Origin of the sequence: Ensifer adhaerens (assembly GCF_028993555.1) — a bacterium.
Classification (GTDB): domain Bacteria; phylum Pseudomonadota; class Alphaproteobacteria; order Rhizobiales; family Rhizobiaceae; genus Ensifer; species Ensifer adhaerens_I.
The window spans coordinates 477,956-492,818 of the sequence record NZ_CP118610.1; the positions used below are offsets into that span (position 1 = coordinate 477,956).

The following is a 14,863-nucleotide window of genomic DNA, read 5'->3' on the forward strand; positions in this document are numbered from 1 at the left end:
GCCTGCGGCTTTCACTATTGGGCACCCGGCCCCGACGAGGGAGCTTTCGAGAGCGGTCATTTGCGGTGTATGGGCGGGAATCAGGCCGATGCCCTTGATGCCTGCGTCACTGCACAATAAATGGGGCAGGAATGAAAGGCTACATCATGTCAGACACGATCGATTCTGCCGACCTCGAAAAACGCGCCTCCGAACTCGTGGACCTCGCCCGCAAGGCCGGCGCCGATGCGGCGGATGCGGTGGTGGTGCGCGGGCGCTCCCGTTCCGTCTCCGTCCGTCTCGGCAAGGTCGAAGCGACGGAAGCCTCCGAAAGTGACGATTTCTCGCTCCGGGTCTTCGTCGGGCGACGCGTCGCCAGCGTTTCGGCCAATCCGGGCTTTGATCTGAAGCTGCTCGCCGAACGCGCTGTCGCCATGGCAAAGGCTTCGCCGGAGGATCCCTTTGCTTCGCTTGCCGATGCGGACCAGCTGGCAAGGTCCTATCCGGACCTCGATCTCTTCGACCCCACCGCCGTTTCCACGGACTCGTTGACGGACGCGGCACTGGCTGCCGAAGAAGCCGCACTCGCGGTCTCAGGCGTCACCAATTCCAGCGGCGCCGGCGCCTCGGCCGGCATGGGTGGTCTGGTTCTCGTTACCTCGCACGGCTTTTCCGGCTCCTACATGGCCACACGCTTCGGCTGCTCCGTCAGCGCGATTGCCGGCGAAGGCACGAAGATGGAGCGCGACTACGATTTCGACAGCCGCCTCTATGTCGGCGACCTTCGGCCGGCCGAGGAGATCGGCCGCCTTGCCGGCGAGCGCGCGGTGGCGCGCCTCAATCCGCGCCAGGTGCCGACGGCCAAGAACGTCACCGTCGTTTTCGATCCGCGTATGGCGCGCGGCTTCGTCGGCCATCTCGCCGGCGCCATCAACGGTGCAGCCGTCGCCCGCAAGACGAGCTTCCTGCGCGACCGGATGGGCAAGCAGGTGATGAAGGCGGGTCTTTCGGTGACCGACGACCCGTTGATCGTGCGCGGCTCCTCGTCGCGGCCCTTCGACGGCGAAGGCGTCAAGGGCTCGAAGCTGGTGATGGTCGAGGACGGCGTGCTCAATCACTGGTTCCTTTCGACCTCGGCCGCGGCCGAACTCGGCCTGGAGACCAACGGCCGCGGCGTGCGCGGTGGCCCGACGGTCAATCCGGCCTCGACCAACCTGGCGCTCGAGCCGGGTTCGATATCGCGTGAGGATCTGATCCGCGGTGTCGGCACCGGCTTCTACGTCACCGAGCTGATCGGCCAGGGCGTCAACATGGTGACCGGCGAGTATAGCCGCGGCGCCTCCGGCTTCTGGATCGAGAATGGCGAACTTACCTTTGCCGTTTCCGAGGTCACGATCGCGTCCAATCTCAAGGACATGTTCATGGCGTTGACGCCGGCCGACGACATCGATCGCAAGTTCGGCGTCGCTGCACCGACGCTTGCCATCGAGGGCATGACGCTCGCCGGTCTCTGAAGAGGCCGAAGGAAAAACGGTGCGGCTTTTCCGCGCCGATCCCGCTCTCGTGCTATAGGAGAGGCGGGCTGACGGGGTATTGGATGTCTGACACAGCACCATCGGGCGTGGATTGGAAGCCGGATCTCGAGTTGATCCGCGCCGCTGCGGTCGTCGCCGGAGAAACGGCACTCGGTTATTTTCGCAAGGCGCCGGATGTCCGCTGGAAGAATGAGGGCCGCTCGCCGGTCAGCGAAGCGGACTTGGCGGCGAACGACGTCCTGAAGACGCGGTTGCTCGCGGCGAGGCCCCATTATGGCTGGCTGTCGGAAGAGACTGACGATGACTCCAGCCGCCTGACCCGCGAAACGGTCTTCGTTGTCGATCCGATCGACGGCACGCGCGCCTTCATCGCCGGCAAGCAGCTCTGGTGCGTCAGTGTTGCGGTCGTCCACCGAGGGCTGCCCGTCGCCGGCGTCCTCTATGCGCCGGCGCTTGACGAACTCTTCGAGGCGGTCGCTGGCGGCAACGCGCTGAAGAATGGCACCGCGATCTCGGTGCGCGAGGCAAAGGCTGGGGAAACGCTGCATCTGGCTGCTGCCGAAGATACGGTCGGCAAGCTTCCGGCCGTCTATCGCAACAGCGTCACGCGCGTACCGCATGTACCGTCGCTTGCCTATCGGCTGGCCATGGTTGCCGACGGGCGGATCGACGGTACGCTGGTGAAGAAGAATTCCCATGATTGGGATCTGGCCGCGGCCGATCTCATTCTCGCCCGGACCGGTGGTGCGCTTGTCGATCTCGACGGGCAACCCTTGTCCTACAATCGTTCCACCGTCGTTCACGGCGTTCTCTGCGCAGCGGCAAAGCCGCTCTTGCCAGGCTTGATCGCCGCATCGCGGTCGATGGAGCCCCATTGACCTTTGGGGCCGAATGCCTCAAATCAACGCCCATACCCAAAAAGAAAAATGGAATTCCGATGGCTCACGAATCCGAGAAGAAACAACGTCTGCACCTCGTCTTTGGCGGCGAACTCACCACGCTGACGGACGTCCACTTCCGTGACTTGGACAAGCTCGATATCGTCGGCATCTACCCGGACTACGAAAGCGCTCTTGTTGCCTGGAAATCCAAGGCGCAGATGACCGTCGACAACGCGCACATGCGTTACTTCATCGTCCACATGCATCGTCTGCTCGACCCGGAAAACGGCTGATGCCGATGAGGTCGGGATGCGCGGCGCAAACCCGCATGCCAGTCGCCCCTGAGTTTCTCCCGGCCGTGACGGCTGGGGAAGGTGTCTCGTCATGAGCAGCTTTCGCGCGCGCCTGGCGCTCTCCAGCTACCGCTGGATCGGCTCGGCCATCTATCCCCTGGTTTGGTCCTACCTTGCCATTCGCGCGGCGAAGGGCAAGGAGGATCCCGCGCGCCGTCGCGAGCGCTACGGCCATGCGAGCGCACCACGGCCGCAGGGCCCGCTGGTCTGGTTTCACGCCGCCAGTGTCGGCGAGACCAACGCGGTCATCCCGCTGATCAAGGAAATCCGCAGGCGCGGCATCAATGTCGTGCTGACCACGGGAACGACGACCTCGGCCCGTGTCGTTGCCCAGCGCCTGGGAACAGGCGTCATCCACCAGTATGTCCCGCTCGATTTCAAGCCGGCGGTCAGCCGGTTCCTGAACTATTGGGAGCCGGATCTGGCAATCATCGCCGAGTCCGAAATCTGGCCGATGACGATCCTGGAGCTCGGCCGGCGCCATATTCCGCAGGTTCTGGTGAATGGCCGTCTGTCCGATCGTACCTTCGCCCGGTGGAAGCGGCGGCCGGCGCTCGCCGATGCGCTCTTTGAAAACCTGGCGCTGGTCATTGCCCAGTCCGACGTCGATGCGGAGCGCTTCCGCACGCTCGGCGCGCTGCCGGTCATGGTCTCCGGCAATCTGAAGGTCGATACCGACGCGCCGCCGCATGATCCGCTGGCGCTCAAGGAATACCAGCAGCAGATCGGCTCGCGGAGGACCTGGGCGGCGATCTCGACCTTCGATGGCGAGGAAAACGCTGCCGGCGTCGTGCATCGCGCGCTGAAGGAACGGACCGGCCTGCTGACAATCATCGTGCCACGCCATCCCGAGCGCAGCGATGCAATCGAGGCGGCGCTGGTGGCCAAGGGCCTGAAGGTCGCGCGCCGCACGCGGCGCGATCCGCTGACGCCGGATGTCGATGTCTTCCTCGGGGATACCATCGGTGAAATGGGCCTCTATCTACGCCTGACCGAAGTCGCCTTTGTCGGCCGTTCGCTCTTTGCCGAAGGCGGCCAGAACCCGCTCGAGCCGGCGATGCTCGGCTGCGCGATCCTCTCCGGCGGCAATGTCCAGAATTTTCGCGAGACCTATCAGACGCTTGCAAAGAACGGCAGCGCAAAGATCGTGCGCGACGTCGAGATGCTGGCGAAGGGCGTCAACTATCTGCTCGCCAACGACGACATGCGTCGCTCGATGATCGATGCCGGCCTTGAAACCGTGCAAGAGATGCGCGGTGCTCTGTCGGCGACGATGAAGGGGCTCGAACCTTACATCAATCCGCTCATCGTCAAAGCGCGCCTCAATCCGCCGACCGAAAGCTGACACAAGCAGGAGACGATCCCTCATCATGACCGAATCCAAAGCCATCGCCGGCATCCTCTTCGACAAGGATGGAACCCTGCTCGACTACGCAAAGAGCTGGGTGCCGGTGAACTATGAGCTGGCACGGATTGCGGCCAAGGGTGACGAGACGCTGGCCCGCACGCTGCTTGCGGCCGGCGGCATGGATGCCGATACCGGCCATGTCCTGCCCGACAGCCTGCTTGCAGCCGGCAACACGGTCGAGATCGCGACCGGCTTCGTGGGCGCCGGCGCACCCTTCACGGTGGAGGATCTCACCACCCTGTTCGACAGCCTGTTTGCACGCTCGGCGGAGTATGCGGTCCCGGTCACCGATCTCGGCACGTTCTTTGCCGGCCTCCACGCCAAGGGCTATCGCCTTGGCGTTGCCTCCAGCGACAACGAGAAGTCGATCCGTGAGACCGCCAAGCGCTTCGGTTTTGATGGTTACCTGCATTATGTGGCCGGCTATGACAGCGGCTACGGCGTCAAGCCGGAGCCGGGCATGGTGCTTGGCTTCTGTGCTGCAACGGGCCTTGAGCCGCAACAGGTCGTTGTCGTCGGGGACAACAATCACGACATGCACATGGGCCGCAGTGCCGGCGTCGGCATGACGGTCGCGGTGCTGACGGGGACCGGTTCGCGCCAGTCGCTCGCTGCAGCCTCGGATCATTGCCTCGCCGACATCACCGAACTTGAGGCCGTCCTCTAGAGCGCCGTGCGTTCAGATGAACGCACCAAGGATGCTCTAGTCGCAAATCCGGGAAAAGCGTGAAGTGGTTGCCTGTCGGCATGCCATTCTGCCGTGCGGTTTCCGACCCAAGCGGCTGCAGTCGTATCCATAGCTTGCGTTTTTTCACATTCTGACGTTTTTTGGGCGATCCGTCGGCTTCCGGCGGCAAGAAGCACATGTGTCCTCCCGGAGAGGGGGGACGATACCGGCTGGGGCACGGAACGAAGATGGTATCGGAAGCGCCACCATTCTGGTGGACAAAGGCGGATTGGCGTGCTCGCGCGTTGTGGCCGTTTTCATGGGTCTATGGCCGGATTGCCGGTCTGCGCATGGACCGCGCCCACCGCGCATCGGTTCCCGTGCCGGTCATCTGCATCGGCAATTTCACCGTCGGCGGTGCCGGCAAGACCCCGACGGCGATCGCGCTTGCCCGCGTCATCCGCCAGAAAGGGCTGAAGCCCGGGTTCTTGAGCCGCGGTTACGGCGGCTCGCTCGACGTGACGACCGTCGTCGACCCGGAGCATCATCGCGCGCGCGACGTCGGCGATGAACCCTTGCTGCTGGCGCGCGAGGCGTTGACCGTCGTCTGCCGCCGCCGTGTCGACGGCGCCCGCCGCCTGGTGAAGGAAGGCGTCGATATCATCATCATGGACGATGGCTTCCAGAGCGCACGGCTCGCCTTCGACTTTGCACTTTTGGTCATCGACTCGCGCCGTGGCATCGGCAACGGTTATCTAGTGCCGGCGGGGCCGGTGCGGGCGCCGCTGCCCAACCAGTTGCGCCACGCAACGGCACTGCTGAAGATCGGCGGCGGCACGGAGGCCGACGCCCTGATCCGCCGCGCAGCCCGTGCCGGAAAGCAGATCTACGAGGCCGAAGTGGTGAGGCTCGATGATGGATCGCTAAAAGGCGTCAAGGTCCTTGCCTGGGCCGGTATCGCCGATCCGGAGAAATTCTACCGCACGGTGCGCGAGACCGGTGCCCTCGTCGAGGAAACCCGCAGTTTTCCGGATCATCATCATTTTTCCGACGACGAGATCGCCGACCTGCTCGATCGAGCGGCGGCTCTCGGCTGCACGCTTGTCACGACCGCCAAGGACATGGTCCGGCTCGAGCCCGGTCATGGCCGCGCCGCCGAACTGGCCTCTGCAAGCCGGGTGATCGAAATCGACGTGCGTTTCGACGATCCCATGGCGCCGTCAAAAATCATCGAGACGTCGCTTGCTGCCGCGCGCGCCCGCAAGCTGCGCGAAGGCATGAGCAAGTAACGGCTCTTCGTGCCAGCAGAAAAGATCTGAGGGAGGCGCCTTAGCGGCGCTGGTTCGGCAGGGCGCCGGCGCGCTTCTCCGCCTCGAGCGACGCTTCCGCGTCGACATACGGCTCCTGCCGGGCGACGCTCCAGTAACGCAGCTCGTCGACGGGAATGGTCTTGCCGGTCATCGCGCAGATCACATGCGAGCCGGCGAGAATGATCTGAAAGTCGCCGTCGAGATAACGGATCTTCGCCTCGCGCGACGTGCTTCCTTCAAACCGGTTCATCATGTTCGTTGCCTATAGGTCTTGTGGTCTGTTCTCTGGTCTAGCTTGCCATCCGGCAAAATGCCAGCCGCTTTTCATAGCCGCTGGCGGGATCAGCTTCGTCCGAACAGCCGTTCAATATCGGAAAGCTTGAGCTCGATATAGGTCGGCCGCCCATGGTTGCATTGGCCGGAACCGGGCGTCGCCTCCATCTGCCGCAGCAAAGCGTTCATTTCCTCGGTACGCATGCGTCGGCCGGAGCGCACCGATCCATGGCAGGCCATCGTCGCTGCAAGATACTCCAGCCGGCTTGTGAGGCCGTTGGCAGTGTCCCATTCGGCAAGCTCGTCGGCAAGCTGGCGCACCAGGCCGACGGCGTCCATTTCGCCGAGCATGGCGGGCGTCTCGCGCACGGCGATCGCGCCCGGGCCGAAGCGCTCGATGGCAAGGCCGAGGCGGGCGAACTCCGCCACGTGCGCCATCAACCGGTCGCAGTCGTCTTCGGCCAGATCGACGATTTCCGGGATCAGGAGAGCCTGCGCCGCGACGGGCCGCGAATGCAGCGCCGTGCGCATCGCCTCGAACACCAGCCGCTCATGGGCGGCATGCTGGTCGACGATGACGAGGCCGTCATTGGTCTGGGCGACGATATAGTTCTCATGGAGCTGCGCGCGCACCGCGCCGAGCGGGAAGGATGCTGGCGCCGGCGCATCCTGGTGCGATACCGGTATCTCACGCTCGATCGGGGCCGCCGTGCGTGCCGATGGCGTCGAAAAGGCGGTGAAGCTTGCCTGCGGCGCTTCCGCAAGGCCGCGCAGCATGGCGTCGAACTGTGTCGGCCGAGAAGGGGATGTTTCGGGAGTCCAGGGCTGCGGGCGGTAGGATCCGGAGCGGAAGGCTTGCATCATGCCGCGCGCCCCGGTGGTTGCCGCGCGGTCGCCGTCGCGCGTCAATGCCTCGCGGATCGCGCCGATGATGAGACCTCGGATGAGGCCCGGGTCGCGGAAGCGCACATCGGACTTCGCCGGGTGCACGTTGACGTCGACCAGCGCCGGGTCGAGCGTGATCGACAACACCGCGACGGGATAGCGGCCGCTCGGGATCGTCTCGGAATAGGCTGCGCGGATCGCCGACAGCAACAGCTTGTCCTGGACCGGGCGGCCGTTGACGAAGACATATTGCTGCAGCGAGTTGCCGCGATTGTAGGTCGGCACGCCGGCAAAGCCGGTGAGCCCGACATCTTCGCGTGTCGCATCGATTTCGATGGCGTTGTCGCGGAAATCCTTGCCGAGCACCTGGGCCATGCGTGCCAGGCGATCGTCGCCGGTCGCCGGGAATTCGAGCGTCGAGCGGTCGCTGCCGGACAGCACGAAGCGGACGGCCGGGAAGGCGATCGCCATGCGGCGCACGATCTCGGAGATCGCGGCTGCTTCCGCCTTCTCGGACTTCATGAACTTCAACCGCGCCGGCGTCGCGAAGAAGAGGTCGCGAACCTCGACGACCGTGCCGGTGTTGGCGGGCGACGGGCGAACCGGATCGGTCTTGCCGCCGGTGACGGTGATGACGGCGCCTTCGCTGGCGCCGGCCGTGCGCGTGGTGATCGAGAGGCGAGCGACCGAGCCGATCGAAGGCAGCGCCTCACCACGGAAGCCGAGCGTGCGGATGTCGAACAGGCTGTGGTCGAGCTTCGACGTGCAGTGCCGGCGCACTGCCAGTTCGAGATCGTTGGGCGTCATGCCCGAGCCATTGTCGGTCACGCGCAGAAGCGTCTTGCCGCCGCCGGCGGTTGCGATTTCGATGCGCGTGGCACCGGCGTCGAGCGCGTTCTCGATCAGCTCCTTGGCGGCGCTGGCGGGGCGTTCGATGACTTCGCCGGCGGCGATCTGATTGATGAGGGTTTCTGAAAGCTGCTTGATGGCCATGTCCCATTTTCCCGGATTCGCTTGGGAAACGGAAGGGGAAATGGCGGCTCGTCCCCGGCCTCGAATCCAAGTGGCCGGCGACCCGGAAAAATGAGCGAGGAGTTTAATCGCCCCTTAACACTCTGCTGCGATTTTCCACAACAACCTGAATGATCACGGGTTTTGTCTTTTGAGCATTGCGGCGTAGCTGGACGCCGTACTCCCGCCGCTCGAAGAGACGCCTGCCAAGGCCTTCCCAGCATGTCCCGAAATGAAACCGCCGCTGCAGCATCGCGCGTCTTATCAGGCGCGCCGAGGTCGCTGTAGCACTGTGAATGGCTGCATGTTTCGCAAATCGGAGACGATTGAAACGTGCAGTAGGCGAGTGAGGACAGCGCAATGAGCGATGGGGCGTCGAACGGCGCGGACATCAACCGGATCATTCTGGAGTCGAGTTGCGACGCACTCGGCATCGCTGTGCTTGTCTGCAGTCGGGACGACACCATTCTCTTTGCCAGCCGCACGATGCTGCAATTCTTCCCGGTGCCTTCGGAAATCCTGATGCCCGGCACGCGCCTTCGAGACTTTCTCGGCGCAGTCTATGACACCGGCGTTCGCCCCGGCACCGTTCCCGAAAGCAGCCGCCGCCGCACCAACCGCGAGGACTGGATCGCCGAACACATGGCGTTGCACTGGCGCGAGCGTTACGAAAGCGTCGAACGCGCCGGCCGTACCCGCTGGGTTTCGATGCGCAAGCGTCGGCTGTCGAGCGGTATCGGCATCCTGTCGATCAGCGACGTTTCCGATCAGAAGAAGCGCGACGAGCAGCTTCAGACGGATCTGGAGCGCGTCGAGTTGACCGAACAGATCCTCGACGCCCAGCCCAACCCGATCTGCGTCAAGGACCGCAATCTCAACTATATCGCCGTCAACAGGGCCTTCTGCTTGATCCATGATCTGCCGCAGGATGCCATTCTCGGCCGTTCCGCCTGGGATCTGGTCGAAAGCGAGCTTGCTGAACGTTTCGAGCAGTCCGACCGTATGGTGCTCGAGACCGGCAAGCCATACTCGCAGGCCGAGCACATCGTGCGCGCAGACGGCAGCGATCTTTGGGTGCTCACGCGCAAGTACCGCGTCGGCATGCCCGGCCGTCATTTCGTCGTTACCTGCATGAACGACGTGACCGATATCGCCGACTTGCATCAGAGTAGCGATGAAGCTCCAGCCGAGGTCGGCCTGCAGATCCGCGATTACAGCATCTTCGCTGCGGCGCAGAACTTCTACGACCCCTTCCGGGCGCTGAACGTCCAGCAGCTTGTGGAAGCGGGGTCGATGATCGAGACCTTGCCCGCCCGCGGCCTCCGTGTTCTGGTCGCCACCGCCGACCGGGCGATGGAGGGCCGGCTCGTCGCGCGCCTGCGCGGTTCCGGGCTCGATGCCTGCGCCGTTCGCGATGCGGGCGAGCTTCGTGCCTTCGGACTTGCGGTCGAAGACGCCGGCGTCAAGCTCGATGTCCTGCTGCTCGACCTGGCGTTTTCCGAGAGACAGCAGGTCGTTTCGGCCTGGCGTCACTGCCCGATCCTGCCGCTGTCGGCGCAGCAGGACGGTGCTGCGGTACTGGCCGAAGTGTTTCGCGTCTGCTCCGAGCGGACAACGACGTCCGCGACGCTACAGCCGGATTGGTCGCTGTCGTTTGAAGGCGAGGGGATCGCCGCACCGCCGCCGGCGCCCCAGGTCGACGTGCTCGTTGCCGAAGACAATCAGATCAACCAGTTCGTGTTCACGCAGATCCTGGAGGGGCTCGGCGTCTCGCATCGGATCGCCGCCAATGGCCGCGAGGCCGTCGAGCTCTGGCACGAGCTGCAACCGGCCCTGGTGCTGATGGACGTATCGATGCCGATCATGAACGGCTTCGATGCGACGGTTGCCATAAGGTCGGCAGAGAACAGCAGAGGACAGAAAACGCCGATCATCGGTGTTACCGCGCAGGCGCTGGATATCGACCTGCAGCAGTGCAAGGCATCGGGCATGGACGACCATATCATGAAGCCCGTGAGCCCGGACATGATCGAGGCGGTCTTAAGAAAATTCATGCCGGCGAAGGCGATGCGAACGGCAGGTTGAAAGAAAGACGTGTCAACTCGCTAGAATTGGGGAGGCTAATGGCAGATTTAGGAGCAAAGCGATATCGGATTGTTAACCGCCGATTGCGATCGTCTGCACCGAATTGCCGTTAAAGTGTAGAGCCTCGCCCGAATGCATTGCGCCCATCCCGTTGCTCATGTCCGGACCGTGTCGGAACGACATTGCCGGTTCGCGCCGTGGCGTGCGTTTTCGCCGGCAGCCGAGCGTCGGCCGTATTCTCCTGATCCGGTCGCGGAGACGCGGCAATGACGGCTGTTGAGACGCCATATCACCGCATCGGCCTCGAGATGCCCGCCATGACCGGCAACATTGATCTGTTGACGGGGCTCGGCAATTCGCGCTGCCTGCGCCAGACTGTGCTTGAACTCGCCAGGGAGCGCGCCAGCGACCCCGCGCCCTTCACCATCGGCCTTGCCAATATCGACGGCTTCAAGCCGATCAATGACCTGTTCGGGCCGGCGGCCGGTGACGAGATTCTCTGCCAGGTGGCCTACCGCCTGAAAGCCTGCGCGCCCGAGGGGGCGACGATCACCCGTTCGGAAAGTGACGAATTTGCCTTTGTCCTGCCGCTCGTCTTCGAGCGCAAGGGTGCAGAGAAGGTCGGGCAGATGTTGAAGGAGGTGCTGTCGGCGCCCTTCGATCTCGGCGACCGCCATGTGCGACTGTCCGCGTCCTTCGGGTTTGCTGTCTACCCCTTTGCCGGCGAGGTGTTCGAGGATCTGCTGAAGAGCGCCGATACGGCGCTGTATCGCTCGAAGCGTCGCGGCCGCGGCCAGATCACCGTCTATTCGCAGGAAATCGCCCAGGAGATGAAGCGCGCGACGCAGCTCGAGCAGGCGCTGCGCAATGCCATCATCGCCAACGAAGTCGATGTGCATTTCCAGCCGATCGTCGATCTGCGCAATGATGCAGTCGTCGGTTTCGAAGCCCTGGCGCGCTGGTGCGATGCCGATCTCGGCTATGTTTCGCCGGCTGTTTTCGTGCCGCTGGCCGAGGAGCGTGGCTTTATCGAGCAGCTGGCCGAAGTGCTGTTGCGCAAGGCGGCGCATGCGGCGCTCTCCTGGCCGAAAGAGCTCTTCCTGTCCTTCAACCTTTCCTCGGCGCAACTGATGGATCCGGCGACCAGCCATCGGTTGCTGTCGATCATTCATCAGATTGGTCTCGATCCCAGGCGCTTGGAACTGGAGATCACTGAGACGGCTGTCATGGCCGATGCCGATATCGCCCAGAAGATCGTTGCGGAACTGCGTGCCGCTGGCGTGCGCGTTTCGCTCGACGACTTCGGCACCGGACAGTCGAGCCTGGGGCGCCTGCGCGATTTTTCCTTCGACAAGGTCAAGATCGATCGCGCCTTCGTCTCGCGCATTTCCGCCGATCGTGCTTCCGAGCATATCATCAAGGCGATCGTTTCGATGTGTGAGGGCCTCGAACTGGAGGTCGTCGCCGAGGGTATCGAGGACTTTTCCGAGGCCCTGAAACTCAAGGCGCTCGGTTGCGGCCTCGGGCAGGGCTATTTCTATGGAAAGCCGGCCGATGCCGTGGCAACGATGCGATATCTTTCCGACCGCTATAGCGGCGTTTCGGCCCAGGCCTGAAGGCCTGATCCGGTCTATTCGCCGGTGGCCGGTAGCGCCACGCGGTCCCGCCGCCCTTCTTCCAGCAGCCAGTCGCGGACCCGTTTTGCCTGGGCGTTGAGTTCGCGTGACCGCGGCCAGACGACATAAAAGGCAAGACCGGTCTTGAGCACGTGTCCGGTGACCGGAACCAGGGCGCCGGAGCGGATCTGCGGGTTGATCAGGTGTTCCCAGCCGAGCGCCACGCCTTCTCCCGCGAGCACCGCCTGAATGACCAGAACATAATCGTTGATCGTCAGGCGGCGTGCCTGCTTGGGGTAGGTGAGGCCGGCGCTCGCAAACCATTCGGTCCAGTCGCAGGCTCGCCGCACCGGCTCTTCGAGATGGATGAGATTGTGCCGCTGCAGGTCGGCCGCGCTCTTCGGCAGCCCGTGCTCTTCGATATAGGCCGGCGTCGCGACGGCGTTGACGACTTCCTCGGCGAGTTGGGCGGCATGATAGCGTGGCCAGTGCCCGGGGTCTCCACCGCGGATGCCGAGCGGGATCGGTTCCTCCTCGAGATCGAGATCGCGCACGCTGGTCTGGATGCGAAGGTCGATCTCCGGCAGATCCTCGCGCATACGGTTGAGGCGCGGCAGCATCCACATCGAGGCAAAAGCGGTAGACGCTGCAAGCGTCACATTGGTCTCGCGACCCTTGGCGCGAATGTCCTCGGCCGACTTCTGGATGCGCGACAGACCGACCGACACATCGGCATGAAATTTCTCGCCTGCCTCCGTCAGTTCCACAGCCCGATGCACGCGATGGAACAGCGGCACGCCCAGCTGCTCTTCCAGGCCACGGATGGCGTAGGAGACTGCCGCCTGGGTCATGCCGAGCTCGTTTGCGGCACGGGTGAAGTTCTGGTGGCGGCCGGCGGCCTCGAAGACGATGAGGTTTGCGGCGGAGGGAAGCAGGCGGCGCAGGTTTTCCATAAACCATACTTATCGCATGGCTCGATTTTTTCCAGCGTTACAATGGAGTTTTTCGCCAATAGCATCATCTCAGGTGATGGGAGGATGTGAGGATGGATACGGCACTGGCAACAGGCGAGGCGGCACCGAGAAGGACGCGGGGCTCAAGGCCGCACCGGCGCGAGGGTGCTGGCCGAGGCCTCGGCGTTCCCTATATCATCAGAAACATCCCGACCTACGATATCCTTGGGGAAGAGAGCCTCCTGCGTATCGAGGCGGTCGCCGATCGTATCCTTGCCGAGGTGGGCATCGAGTTTCGCGACGACCCTGAAGCGATCGACCATTGGAAGCGGGCCGGCGCCAAGATCGACGGCGTGCGCGTAACCTTCGAGCCCGGTATGCTCAAGGAAATCGTCGCCTCGGCACCAAGGCAGTTCACCCAGCACGCCCGCAATCCCGCCCGCAATGTCGAGATCGGCGGCAACAACGTCGTGTTCTCGCCGGCCTATGGTTCTCCCTTCGTCATGGATCTCGACAAGGGCCGGCGCTACGGCACGATCGAGGACTTCCGGAATCTGATCAAGCTGGCGCAGTCGAGCCCGTGGCTGCACCATTCCGGCGGCACGATTTGCGAACCGGTCGATGTGCCGGTCAACAAGCGCCACCTCGACATGGTCTACAGCCATATCAAGTATTCGGATCGCGCCTTCATGGGGTCGATTACCGCCGAAGACCGGGCGGAGGACTCGATCAATATGGCGCGTATCCTCTTCGGTCACGATTTCGTCGATCGCAACTGCGTCATCCTCGGCAACGTCAACGTCAACTCGCCGCTGGTCTGGGACGGGACGATGACGAAGTCGCTGCGCGCCTATGCGCGGGCGAACCAGGCGGCGGTGATCGTGCCCTTCATTCTCGGCGGCGCAATGGGGCCGGTAACCAATGCCGGTGCGATCGCCCAATCCTATGCCGAGACGCTCGCCGGCTGCGCGCTGACCCAGCTTGAACGCAAGGGCGCGCCTGTCATCTTTGGCAACTTCCTGTCGTCCATGTCGCTGCGTTCGGGTTCACCGACCTTCGGCACGCCGGAGCCGGCAATCGGCAGCATGGTCGTCGGCCAGCTCGCGCGCCGGCTTGGTCTGCCACTGCGCTGCGCCGGTAATTTTTCCAACTCCAAGCTGCCGGATGCTCAGGCGATGCAGGAAGGCGCGATGTCGATGCTGTCTGCAGTCCATTGCGGCGCCAATTTCATCCTGCATTCGGCAGGCTTTGTCGACGGTCTGCTCGCCATGTCCTACGAGAAGTTCGTTATGGACACCGACTTCTGCGGCGCCCTGCATTCCTATCTCGCCGGCGTCGTCGTCGACGACAATACGCTGGCGATGGACGCCTTCCTGCAGGTGGGGCCGGGCAGCCACTTCCTTGGCTGCGACCACACGATGCGCAACTACCAGACCGCATTCTGGGATTCTGCCCTATCCGACAACGAACCGTTCGAAAAATGGGTCGAGGAGGGCGAAACGGACATGGCAACCCGCGCCAACCGTGCCTGGAAGAAGACGCTTGCCGAATACGAAGCGCCGCCGCTGGATGTGGCGCTCGACGAGGCGTTGATCGATTATGTCACACGCCGCAAGGAGAGCATGGCGGATGCCTGGTATTGACGAAACCGGCATGCTCGGGCGCCTTTCAAGGAACAGGAAATGACATCGTCGAAAGACCCGTTGATCCAGCCTTACCGCTCAAGCATCTGACGCTCAAGAACCGGATTATATCGACGGCCTACGAGCCAGCCTATTCCGAAGACGGCATGCCGATGGATCGCTACCGGCTCGTCTGAACGAAACGAAGCGGCGGCGCAAAGCACCGCCGCCCGTTGGAAGGCGTACTGAACAGCTTAAGTGCAATTCCAGAGAAAGTGTGAAGCG

At 63.4% G+C, this 14,863-nt stretch carries 13 protein-coding genes; 10 read left to right on the forward strand and 3 right to left on the reverse strand.

Annotated elements, in window-relative coordinates; genetic code table 11:
• Nucleotides 1–146: 146 nt before the first annotated feature.
• The 6 genes from PWG15_RS02215 (at nucleotide 147) to lpxK (ending at nucleotide 6,112) form a co-directional block, all read left to right on the forward strand.
• Nucleotides 147–1,493 carry a TldD/PmbA family protein gene (locus tag PWG15_RS02215; RefSeq protein WP_275022870.1) on the forward strand — a complete coding sequence of 449 codons (1,347 nt, stop codon included), beginning with the start codon at nucleotides 147–149 and terminating at the stop codon, nucleotides 1,491–1,493.
• An 83-nt stretch (nucleotides 1,494–1,576) separates the two neighbouring features.
• Nucleotides 1,577–2,392 (forward strand): 3'(2'),5'-bisphosphate nucleotidase CysQ, encoded by an 816-nt coding sequence (locus PWG15_RS02220; RefSeq protein ID WP_275022871.1) that lies wholly within the window; start codon nucleotides 1,577–1,579, stop codon nucleotides 2,390–2,392.
• Between the two features lie 59 nt (nucleotides 2,393–2,451).
• Entirely contained in the window at nucleotides 2,452–2,688 is a 237-nt protein-coding gene (locus PWG15_RS02225; RefSeq protein WP_113536295.1) for a DUF4170 domain-containing protein, read from the forward strand.
• 91 nt (nucleotides 2,689–2,779) lie between these two features.
• Nucleotides 2,780–4,093 carry a lipid IV(A) 3-deoxy-D-manno-octulosonic acid transferase gene (gene waaA / locus PWG15_RS02230; RefSeq protein ID WP_275022872.1) on the forward strand — a complete coding sequence of 438 codons (1,314 nt, stop codon included), beginning with the start codon at nucleotides 2,780–2,782 and terminating at the stop codon, nucleotides 4,091–4,093.
• Between the two features lie 25 nt (nucleotides 4,094–4,118).
• Complete coding sequence (locus PWG15_RS02235; protein ID WP_275022873.1) at nucleotides 4,119–4,823, forward strand: HAD family hydrolase; 705 nt, start codon at nucleotides 4,119–4,121, stop codon at nucleotides 4,821–4,823.
• 248 nt (nucleotides 4,824–5,071) lie between these two features.
• Nucleotides 5,072–6,112 (forward strand): tetraacyldisaccharide 4'-kinase, encoded by a 1,041-nt coding sequence (gene lpxK / locus PWG15_RS02240; protein ID WP_275022874.1) that lies wholly within the window; start codon nucleotides 5,072–5,074, stop codon nucleotides 6,110–6,112.
• Nucleotides 6,113–6,152: 40 nt separating this feature from the next.
• On the opposite strand, the gene PWG15_RS02245 is transcribed toward lpxK, so the two are convergent.
• Together PWG15_RS02245 and mutL are read right to left on the reverse strand one after the other, a co-directional pair.
• Nucleotides 6,153–6,386 carry a DUF2093 domain-containing protein gene (locus PWG15_RS02245; protein ID WP_275022875.1) on the reverse strand — a complete coding sequence of 78 codons (234 nt, stop codon included), beginning with the start codon at nucleotides 6,384–6,386 and terminating at the stop codon, nucleotides 6,153–6,155.
• A gap of 89 nt (nucleotides 6,387–6,475) precedes the next feature.
• Nucleotides 6,476–8,284 carry a DNA mismatch repair endonuclease MutL gene (mutL, locus tag PWG15_RS02250; protein ID WP_275022877.1) on the reverse strand — a complete coding sequence of 603 codons (1,809 nt, stop codon included), beginning with the start codon at nucleotides 8,282–8,284 and terminating at the stop codon, nucleotides 6,476–6,478.
• 378 nt (nucleotides 8,285–8,662) lie between these two features.
• Here mutL and PWG15_RS02255 point away from each other — a divergent pair, with 378 nt between their 5' ends.
• Both PWG15_RS02255 and PWG15_RS02260 read left to right on the forward strand, forming a co-directional pair.
• On the forward strand, nucleotides 8,663–10,387 hold the full coding sequence (locus PWG15_RS02255; RefSeq protein WP_275022878.1) for a response regulator: 1,725 nt from the start codon (nucleotides 8,663–8,665) through the stop codon (nucleotides 10,385–10,387).
• A 308-nt stretch (nucleotides 10,388–10,695) separates the two neighbouring features.
• Nucleotides 10,696–12,003: a putative bifunctional diguanylate cyclase/phosphodiesterase gene (locus PWG15_RS02260; RefSeq protein WP_275024483.1), complete on the forward strand. Its 1,308-nt coding sequence runs from the start codon at nucleotides 10,696–10,698 to the stop codon at nucleotides 12,001–12,003.
• Nucleotides 12,004–12,017: 14 nt separating this feature from the next.
• Here the strand turns inward: PWG15_RS02260 and PWG15_RS02265 are convergent, their stop codons facing one another.
• Complete coding sequence (locus PWG15_RS02265; RefSeq protein WP_275022879.1) at nucleotides 12,018–12,956, reverse strand: LysR substrate-binding domain-containing protein; 939 nt, start codon at nucleotides 12,954–12,956, stop codon at nucleotides 12,018–12,020.
• A gap of 92 nt (nucleotides 12,957–13,048) precedes the next feature.
• On the opposite strand from PWG15_RS02265, the gene PWG15_RS02270 reads away from it, so the two are divergent.
• Nucleotides 13,049–14,599: a trimethylamine methyltransferase family protein gene (locus PWG15_RS02270; protein WP_275022880.1), complete on the forward strand. Its 1,551-nt coding sequence runs from the start codon at nucleotides 13,049–13,051 to the stop codon at nucleotides 14,597–14,599.
• Nucleotides 14,596–14,775, forward strand: a complete 180-nt coding sequence (locus tag PWG15_RS02275) for a hypothetical protein (RefSeq protein WP_275024488.1) — start codon at nucleotides 14,596–14,598, stop codon at nucleotides 14,773–14,775. Before PWG15_RS02270 ends, PWG15_RS02275 begins: the two co-directional genes overlap by 4 nt.
• Nucleotides 14,776–14,863: the final 88 nt, after the last annotated feature.

Coding starts and splice junctions, on each gene's coding strand:
- PWG15_RS02215 (WP_275022870.1), top strand. CDS start 147: ATGTCAGACACGATCGATTCTGCCGACCTCGAAAAACGCGCCTCCGAA.
- PWG15_RS02220 (WP_275022871.1), top strand. CDS start 1,577: ATGTCTGACACAGCACCATCGGGCGTGGATTGGAAGCCGGATCTCGAG.
- PWG15_RS02225 (WP_113536295.1), top strand. CDS start 2,452: ATGGCTCACGAATCCGAGAAGAAACAACGTCTGCACCTCGTCTTTGGC.
- waaA (WP_275022872.1), top strand. CDS start 2,780: ATGAGCAGCTTTCGCGCGCGCCTGGCGCTCTCCAGCTACCGCTGGATC.
- PWG15_RS02235 (WP_275022873.1), top strand. CDS start 4,119: ATGACCGAATCCAAAGCCATCGCCGGCATCCTCTTCGACAAGGATGGA.
- lpxK (WP_275022874.1), top strand. CDS start 5,072: ATGGTATCGGAAGCGCCACCATTCTGGTGGACAAAGGCGGATTGGCGT.
- PWG15_RS02245 (WP_275022875.1), bottom strand. CDS start 6,386: ATGATGAACCGGTTTGAAGGAAGCACGTCGCGCGAGGCGAAGATCCGT.
- mutL (WP_275022877.1), bottom strand. CDS start 8,284: ATGGCCATCAAGCAGCTTTCAGAAACCCTCATCAATCAGATCGCCGCC.
- PWG15_RS02255 (WP_275022878.1), top strand. CDS start 8,663: ATGAGCGATGGGGCGTCGAACGGCGCGGACATCAACCGGATCATTCTG.
- PWG15_RS02260 (WP_275024483.1), top strand. CDS start 10,696: ATGCCCGCCATGACCGGCAACATTGATCTGTTGACGGGGCTCGGCAAT.
- PWG15_RS02265 (WP_275022879.1), bottom strand. CDS start 12,956: ATGGAAAACCTGCGCCGCCTGCTTCCCTCCGCCGCAAACCTCATCGTC.
- PWG15_RS02270 (WP_275022880.1), top strand. CDS start 13,049: ATGGATACGGCACTGGCAACAGGCGAGGCGGCACCGAGAAGGACGCGG.